Here is a 7,541-nt window from a genome sequence, read left to right as displayed (position 1 = left end):
GCCGGCTTGGTCGGCGATCAGGCCCGCAGTGCTGATTTCGTGATCTAGCCGGGGTGCAGCGGGCCGGTTTGGAAGCACCCTGTGCCGCCGATGGTTGCGCATCGCGCGGTTGCGACTAGAGTTCTGCACAGTCTCGGGTGGTTTTGCCGGAGTTGTGCACATGGAAGATGTAAAATCGGGGGCGCGGGTGGACATGAACACGCGAGGCCGGATCTATGACAGCATCGTCGATACCATCGGCGGCACGCCGCTGGTGCGCCTGCACCGGATTGCCGAGCAGCGCGGCGTGAAGGCGGAGATCCTGGCCAAGCTGGAGTTCTTCAACCCGCTGAGCTCGGTCAAGGACCGTATCGGCTACTCGATGATCGAGGCGGCCGAGCAGTCCGGCCAGATCGACAAGAACACCGTCCTGGTCGAGCCCACCTCGGGCAATACCGGGATCGCCCTGGCCTTCGTCGCGGCGGCCAAGGGCTACCGGCTGATCCTCACGATGCCGGAGACCATGTCGCTGGAGCGCCGCAAGGTGCTCAAGCTGCTGGGTGCAGAACTGGTGCTCACGCCTGGGCCCAAGGGGATGCGCGGTGCCATCGAGGAGGCGCAGCGCATCGTCGCCGAGACGAAGAACGCGGTGATCCTCCAGCAGTTCGAGAACCCGGCCAACCCGGCGATCCACCGCATTACCACCGCGGAGGAGATCTGGGCGGACACGGGCGGCCGGCTGGACGCGTTCATCGCCGGCGTGGGCACGGGCGGCACCATCACCGGGGTGGGCGAGGTGCTCAAGCCGCGCTTGCCGAGCCTGAAGGTGATCGCGGTCGAGCCCGAGGACAGCCCGGTGATCTCGGGCGGTAAGCCCGGGCCGCACAAGATCCAGGGGATCGGCGCCGGCTTCATTCCCGAGAATCTCCACACCGACGTGCTGGACGAGACGGTCCGGATCGGCAACCAGACTGCGTTTGAGACCGCCCGCGAGGTGGCGCGGGTCGAAGGCATCCCGATCGGGATCTCCAGCGGGGCCGCGGTCGCCGCGGCTCTGGAGGTGGGTGCGCGTCCGGACTATGCCGGCAAGCGGATCGTAGTGATCCTGGCGTCCTCGGCCGAGCGCTACCTGTCGACCGACCTGTTCGCCGAACTCGGCTGACGGGTCGTCCTAAATCGGTTTCAGAAGCTGGACCCCGGGGTCGAAAGGCCCTGGGGTCTTTCTATTGGTGAAATCTTCCACCGCGGCCGATGTTTTCATTTGGCGAATGCGGTAAACGATGTCTTAACCACTTCAGGCGCATCCTTCGGCATGCCGAACGGGTCCTGGAAATTCAGGACTTGCCATAGGCAGACGGACTGTTATCCTAGGACCACGAGCCTAGAGAGGTTGCCGTGCATCGAGAACCCGTCACCATCCCGGCACGTCCGATGTTGCCGAGGCCGCAGATCCTGCAGATGGTGCTGCTCGGCACCGGGGAGCCTGTCGACCTGATCCATGTCCAGGACGACGACCAGGGGCGGCGCTACTTCGTGGAGCGGCCCTGCGGCAGCCAGATCCTGATCAGGGAGGAGCAACTAGGCTGCCGGGGCTTCCGCCTGAACTGAGTGATCCTGTTCCTGCCCGTGGCGGCTCAGGGCCGGTCGCCGGCCGCGAGCCTGGCCTCGATCGCGTCGATCACCGGCAGGAGGACCGCCACCGACGGAATCACGAAATGGGCGCCGGCGGCACGCAGCCGGGCTTCGGCCCGGGCCAGGCGGGCCTGCTGCTCCGGTGCCGGCAGGGCCTGCCACTCCTCTTCCGAAAGGCCGATCTCGTTGCCGGACCGGGTGATCCCGACCGTCCACATGCCGGCCGCCAGGCCTTCCTCAATGCCCGGCACAGTGTCGTCGACCTTGACGCAGGCGGCCACGGCGCAGGCAGCCAACTGCGCGGCGTTCACCAGGCACATGGCGGGGCAGGGGCGGGCGCGCGGCACGTCGGAGGCGGCAACCGCGCTGTCCAGCTTCACGCCCTGTTCGGCCATCGCCGCCTGGACCACTTCCATCATCTCGCGGCTGTAGCCGGTGTTGGCTCCGATCCGGATGCCGCGGCCGCGCAGGGCCGTGATCGTCGCGGCAGCCCCCGGAATCAGGGCGGAGAAGGCTGGCAGGCTCTCGAGCTGTAGTGGAATGAAATCCTGATAGATCCGGTCGATGTCCGCTTCGTCCGGGTCGCGGCCATGCCGGTCGGCAAAGCGCGCGCGGATCGCCGGCAACGCCAGAAGTTCGGCGACATGGGCGCGCTTCTCGGCACCCATCGGCCCGCGTGCCTCGGCCAGGCTGATCGCGACCCCGTGGCGGCGGAACACCTCGACAAACACGCCCGCCGGTGCCCGGGAGCCGAAGTCGACGATCGTGCCGGCCATGTCGAAGATCACCGCCTCGACTGGCCCACGATAGAAGCGCCGATAGCCGAACCCCATCCGCATCATCCCTCTGCCATCTCTATGCTGCCGCCCTGGATCGGGATGGGCCGGGCCGCGACCGGTCCGATCCTGGCTGCCAGAACGGCTCGGCCCGATCCCGACGGACAAGTCCGGGTGGTCCAGGCCCAAGGCGGTCCAATTCACGCCGATTCACGCCGATCATGCCGCAGCCGACAAAAGCAGTTCCAGTTCGACCAGGACCTACCGCCTGGACCGCGACTCACATCCCGGCCGCGCAACGAGTGCCGGTGCATCCGATCCGGCAGGAGGGGAAGGCCAACTGCCGGGCTCTTCGCCATCCTGATAGTGCCGCTCCGCACCCGATTGGCTCCGTCCACGTCGCTCATGCCGCAGCCGGAAGGCGCAGCCCCAGTTCGTCCAGGACCTCGGCCACCGCCTGGACCGCTGCCTGCATCTCGGCCGGGCCCATCGCGCCGATGCAGCCGATCCGGAAGGACGAGGCCACGGTCAGCTTGCCGGGGTAGATTGCGAAGCCGCGTCGGCGCAGAGCATCGTAGAAGCGGTCGAAGCCGAAGGCGGGATCGGCCGGCAGTCGGAAGGTCACGATGATCGGTGCCTGCAGCGCGCCGGCCAGCAGGGTCTGGAAGCCCAGTGCCCGCATGCCGTCCACCAGGATCCGGCAGTTCTCGCGGTAGCGGCGCAGCCGGCCGGACTGGCCGCCCTCGGCCTCGTGATCGAGCAGTGCCTGATGCAGGGCAGCGATGACATGGGTGGGCGGCGTGAACCGCCACTGGCCGGTCTGTTCCATGGTGAGATGCTGGGCCGGCAGGTCCAGGCACAGGGCCGGTGCGTGGCCGGTGCAGGCGGCAAGTTGCTCCTTGCGGGCGATGACGAAGCCCATGCCGGGCACGCCTTCCAGACATTTGTTCGCCGAGGCTGCGACCGCGTCGAACGGGACGCTGGCGGCATCCAGCGGCAGTGCCCCGAACGCGCTCATCGCATCCACCAGCAGGCTCCGGCGGTGGCGGGCCACGGTCGCGGCCACTTCCGGCAGCGGGTTCAGAATGCCCGAGGTGGTCTCGCAGTGCACGACTGCGACGTGGCTGATCGTCAGGTCGGCCTCGAGCATCCGGTCGAGTGCCGCCACATCGGTCGGCTGGTCCTCGGGCTGCTCCAGCACTGACACCTGCCGGCCGTGCCGGAGCGCCATTTCGGCCATGCGCCGGCCATAGGCGCCGTTCACGCAGACCAGGAGCCGGCCGGACGGTGGCACGAAGCTGCCGAGCATCGCCTCGACCGCGAAGGAGCCGCTGCCCTGCATCGGCACCGTAACCATGCCGCTGCCGCCGACCAGCGCCGTCAGGCGCTCCAGCACCTCGCGGTTCAGCCGGATGAAGGCCTCATCACGCGAGCCCCAGTCGCGCAGCATCCGCTCCTTCACCCGCCGGGAAGTGGTGAGCGGTCCTGGGGTCAACAGCAGGGGCTCGTCGGCGCAGGGCAACATCGCGGTTCTCCGGCAGGCAGCGAACCTTTCGTTGTGCGCCGCGGCCCGATAAGTCAAATCGATCGAAATGATGTCATCATAAGGTGCACTTATGAATCTGGCAGCGCTACGAGCCTTCGACGCCGTGCTCTCCACCGGCGGCTTCGCCCGTGCGGCCGAGCGGCTGAACCTGAGCCAGCCGGCGGTGAGCGCGCAGATTCTGGGGCTGGAGCGGATGTACGGTGTCTCGCTGTTCCGCCGCGGCCTGTGGGTGCTGCGCCTACCCAGCTCGGCGAAGCGCTGGCGCCGCATGTGCGCCGGGTGCTGGGCCTCCTGCGCGACCTGGAACATCTCCTGCGCCAGGCCCGCGATCTGGAGCAGGGGCAATTAACCCTGGCCGCCGACAGCCCATTCGCGGCCATGCCGCTGCTGCGCCGGCTGCAGGACGCGCATCCCGGAATCGCGGCCAGTCTGGTGACCGGCAACACCGCAACGACTCTGAAGGCATTGCGCGACGGCACGGCGGATGCCGCAGTCGCGACCCTGCTGGAGCCGGCGCCCGACTTGGCGAGGCTGTGCCTCGGTACCGACCGGGTGGTCCTCCTCCTGCCGAGGGACCATGAGCTGGCAGGCAGCGCCCAGGTCGACCTCCGAGCATTGGACGGTGTGGCCATGGTCGCGCGCGAGGAGGGCAGCGCCACCTTCCGGCTGTTTGCCGCGGCCTGCGCTGCCACAGGCATTCGGCCGCGCCTGACCTTGCAGCTGGGCTCGCGCGAGGCGCTGCGCGAGGCGGTGGCGCACGGCTTCGGCCTGGGTGCCGTGTTCGAGGAGGAGGCAGGCACCGACCCGCGCCTCGTCCGGCGCGCCCTGGCGGGCCAGGGCCTGCAGGCCGACACCTGCCTGCTGGCGCTGGCCGAGCGCGCGCAACTGGGCGTGGTCAAGGCGCTGTTCGCCCTGGCGGCAGGGCCCGCTCATGCCGAAGCGGCGAGGAACCGGCCTGGGTAGAACGATGCTCGATGGAAGAGGTGGCGAAGGCCATCGCCATGCCTGCGCTCCCATCCGCGCTGATCTGCCTACCGGCGAGCTTCGCCGCCTGGCCGGAGTGGGGCAGGGTAGCTGCGAAGGGCGGCCACCCGGAAGGCCCGGATGTGCCCGCACTTGCGCCGGCCTCTTCAACAGCATGGATAAGGAAATGAAGCGCCTCGTTGTGCGGGCGCTAGTACAGACGCGGCGCCCTCCTTAACCGGACCCGCCCACAAGCACTTCAGGAGCCGCCACCTGTTCACAGCCGGCCGGCTGACGCTGCTTAACGGGCCCAGCTCCATCTGGACTTGTCAGCCGCACCGCTTGTCCTGACCTGGTCAGGCCGGGACTCCAGCGGCCGGCATCACGCCATCGAGCGCGCCTCCTGGCGGGTCAGCTGGACACTGGGCTTGGGCAGGCTCGGGAAGGCGATGCTCACCCGCAGCCCGGGCTTGGCGTCGTCGAGCTCGAGCCTCGCCTCGTGCAGGCGGGCGACCGCCGCCACCAGCGACAGGCCCAGCCCGTTGCCGGGCGTGGAGCGCTCCGGGTCCAGGCGCACGAACCGTTCCAGGGCCCGCTCGCGCATCTCCGCCGGGATGCCCGGACCGTCATCGGTCACCACCAGCATCGGCACGGGCCGGGTGCGCACTTCCACCAGCACATGGCCGCCTTCCGCCCCGTACTTGATCGCGTTGTCGACCAAGTTGGCCAGGGCCTGGGCGACCAGGTGGCGGTTGCCGATCACCACCGCGTCGGACTGGGCGCGGAGGTGGACGGTGATGCTGCGCTCCTCGCCGAGCGGCTCGTAGAGTTCGGTGACGTCCTGGGCCATCTCGCGCAGGCTGAACGGCTCGAACTCGGCCTGCTGCTCGCCGCTTTCCGCACGCGCGATGGACAAGATCGCGTTGAAGGTCTGGATCAGCGAATCGGCATCCCGCACCGTGGCTTCCAAGAGTTCGCGCGATTCGTCGGACTGCTCGTCCATGAGCGCCACTTCGATGCGCGAGCGCAGCCGGTTGAGCGGCGTGCGCAGATCGTGCGCCACGTTGTCGGTAACCTGGCGCATCCCGGCCAGCAGACGCTCGATCCGGTCCAGCATCCGGTTCAGATTGCGCGCTAGCTCGTCGAACTCGTCGCCGCTGCCCTTCTCGACGAAGCGCTGGGTGAGGTCGCCCATCATGATCCGGGTGGTGGCACGGTTCACGTCGTCGAGCCGGCCCAGCATCCAGCGGCTCATGACCAGCCCGCCGGCCACGCCCAGGACGATCATGATCCCGCCGCCGATCAGGAGCGTGTTGAGCAGGGTCGCTTGGCTGGCCAAGCGCTCCTCGATGTCGCGGCCGACCAGGAGGCGCGCATTGTTCTGCAGGAGAAAACCGCGCGCGATCGCCCGGTGGAAGGTTGGCTCGCCGTCGCCGTCCTCGCCGGTCTCGATCAGGAAATGGAAGTAGTTCTCGTCCTTGTCCTGCCCCTCCGGCCAGCGGTCGATATTGCCGGCCATGATCCGGTCGGTCCGATCAACCAGGAGATAGATCGAGGCGCGATCGGGCTTCGCCGCCGCGCGCGCGGCGATCGTGTTGCGCAGGCCGCCCAGCCCGCGCAGGCGGTACTGGTCGAGGATGCCATTGATCTCCGCGGTGATCGTCTCCTCGGTCTGCCGCTCCATGTTGGCGGACGAGGCGACGTAGACGAAGCCGAACAGGACGCCGGCAGAGATGCAGAACAGCGCCAGGTAGGCCAGCGTCAGCCGGAAGGTGGAAGCTTTAAGAAGCTTTGTCGGCAACACGGAGAGAGTATCCTGCGCCGCGGACCGTGTGGATCATCGGATAGGAGAAGCCACGGTCGATCTTGTGCCGCAGGCGGCTGATATGTACGTCGATGACGTTGGTCTGCGGGTCGAAGCGATAATCCCAGACCTTCTCCAGGAGCATGGTCCGGGTCATCACCTGACCGGCATGGCGCATCAGCGTCTCGAGCAGCCGGAACTCGCGCGGCTGCAGGTCGATCTCCTTGCCGGCCCGCTCCACCCGGCGGCCCAGCAGGTCCATCATCAGGTCGCCGTAGCGCAGCACCGTTTCCGGCGTGTCGCTGGCGGTCGAGCCGCGCCTGGCCAGGGTCTCGACCCGGGCCAGCAGCTCGGAGAAGGCGTACGGCTTGACCAAATAGTCGTCGCCGCCGGCCCGCAGGCCCTTCACGCGGTCGGTGACCTCGCCCAGCGCCGACAGGAACAGGACCGGGGTGTGGTTGCCGGTCGCCCGCAGCGTCTTGACCAGGGACAACCCATCCAGGCCCGGCAGCATCCGGTCCACGATCAGGACATCGTAGCCGTTGGCCGCCGCCATCAGGAGCCCATCCTTGCCGGTATGGGCGACGTCCGCCCCGTGGCCGCTCTCCACGAGCCCCTTCGCCATGTACTGGGCGGCGTCCTTGTCGTCTTCGATTACCAGAATGCGCATCGCAGCGTTTCGCCCTACCATGGCAGGTTTCACCTGCCGCTTTGGGCGAAACTAGCGGAACAAGACGCAGTGCGCGAGATCATCGCGCACTGCGCCGTTGCCGGGAAGGGAACGTCCCGGAATCTGCCAGGATCAGGAGGCGGCGAAGGGCACGGCCACCCAGCGCTGCGC

Annotated in this window: 8 protein-coding genes; 4 read left to right on the top strand and 4 right to left on the bottom strand. The window is 68.2% G+C overall.

Annotation, left to right across the window (positions count from 1 at the left end):
- Positions 1 to 193 precede the first annotated feature (193 nt).
- On the top strand, positions 194 to 1,141 hold the full coding sequence (gene cysK, locus EQG76_RS02520) for a cysteine synthase A (RefSeq protein ID WP_200840501.1): 948 nt from the start codon (positions 194 to 196) through the stop codon (positions 1,139 to 1,141).
- A gap of 269 nt (positions 1,142 to 1,410) precedes the next feature.
- Positions 1,411 to 1,587, top strand: coding sequence for a hypothetical protein (locus EQG76_RS02515; RefSeq protein ID WP_159710319.1), 177 nt, complete (start codon positions 1,411 to 1,413; stop codon positions 1,585 to 1,587).
- A gap of 26 nt (positions 1,588 to 1,613) precedes the next feature.
- Here EQG76_RS02515 and phnX read toward each other — a convergent pair whose 3' ends face one another.
- Both phnX and EQG76_RS02505 read right to left on the bottom strand, forming a co-directional pair.
- Positions 1,614 to 2,444 carry a phosphonoacetaldehyde hydrolase gene (gene phnX / locus EQG76_RS02510; protein ID WP_159710317.1) on the bottom strand — a complete coding sequence of 277 codons (831 nt, stop codon included), beginning with the start codon at positions 2,442 to 2,444 and terminating at the stop codon, positions 1,614 to 1,616.
- 346 nt (positions 2,445 to 2,790) lie between these two features.
- Positions 2,791 to 3,912, bottom strand: coding sequence for a 2-aminoethylphosphonate--pyruvate transaminase (locus EQG76_RS02505; protein ID WP_159710315.1), 1,122 nt, complete (start codon positions 3,910 to 3,912; stop codon positions 2,791 to 2,793).
- Positions 3,913 to 4,003: 91 nt separating this feature from the next.
- On the opposite strand from EQG76_RS02505, the gene EQG76_RS02500 reads away from it, so the two are divergent.
- Together EQG76_RS02500 and EQG76_RS02495 are read left to right on the top strand one after the other, a co-directional pair.
- A complete protein-coding gene (locus tag EQG76_RS02500) occupies positions 4,004 to 4,282 on the top strand; it encodes a LysR family transcriptional regulator (RefSeq protein ID WP_159710313.1) in 279 nt (92 codons plus the stop codon).
- On the top strand, positions 4,213 to 4,896 hold the full coding sequence (locus EQG76_RS02495) for a LysR family transcriptional regulator substrate-binding protein (protein ID WP_159710311.1): 684 nt from the start codon (positions 4,213 to 4,215) through the stop codon (positions 4,894 to 4,896). The genes EQG76_RS02500 and EQG76_RS02495 overlap by 70 nt, the downstream gene beginning before the upstream one ends.
- Positions 4,897 to 5,278: 382 nt before the next feature.
- On the opposite strand, the gene EQG76_RS02490 is transcribed toward EQG76_RS02495, so the two are convergent.
- Positions 5,279 to 6,700, bottom strand: coding sequence for a sensor histidine kinase (locus EQG76_RS02490; RefSeq protein ID WP_159710309.1), 1,422 nt, complete (start codon positions 6,698 to 6,700; stop codon positions 5,279 to 5,281).
- Positions 6,678 to 7,370 (bottom strand): winged helix-turn-helix domain-containing protein, encoded by a 693-nt coding sequence (locus EQG76_RS02485; RefSeq protein ID WP_159710307.1) that lies wholly within the window; start codon positions 7,368 to 7,370, stop codon positions 6,678 to 6,680. Before EQG76_RS02485 ends, EQG76_RS02490 begins: the two co-directional genes overlap by 23 nt.
- Positions 7,371 to 7,541 lie beyond the last annotated feature (171 nt).

It is taken from the genome of Geminicoccus flavidas, assembly GCF_009806515.1.
Classification (GTDB): Bacteria; Pseudomonadota; Alphaproteobacteria; order Geminicoccales; family Geminicoccaceae; genus Geminicoccus; species Geminicoccus flavidus.
Note: the sequence above shows the minus strand (reverse complement) of the source record. Positions and strands in the feature narration are given on the sequence as shown.

What these genes read in the sequence shown, in the direction of transcription:
- cysK (WP_200840501.1), top strand. Translation starts at nt 194, where the DNA reads ATGAACACGCGAGGCCGGATCTATGACAGCATCGTCGATACCATCGGC.
- EQG76_RS02485 (WP_159710307.1), bottom strand. Translation starts at nt 7,370, where the DNA reads ATGCGCATTCTGGTAATCGAAGACGACAAGGACGCCGCCCAGTACATG.
- phnX (WP_159710317.1), bottom strand. Translation starts at nt 2,444, where the DNA reads ATGGGGTTCGGCTATCGGCGCTTCTATCGTGGGCCAGTCGAGGCGGTG.
- EQG76_RS02500 (WP_159710313.1), top strand. Translation starts at nt 4,004, where the DNA reads ATGAATCTGGCAGCGCTACGAGCCTTCGACGCCGTGCTCTCCACCGGC.
- EQG76_RS02505 (WP_159710315.1), bottom strand. Translation starts at nt 3,912, where the DNA reads ATGTTGCCCTGCGCCGACGAGCCCCTGCTGTTGACCCCAGGACCGCTC.
- EQG76_RS02515 (WP_159710319.1), top strand. Translation starts at nt 1,411, where the DNA reads ATGTTGCCGAGGCCGCAGATCCTGCAGATGGTGCTGCTCGGCACCGGG.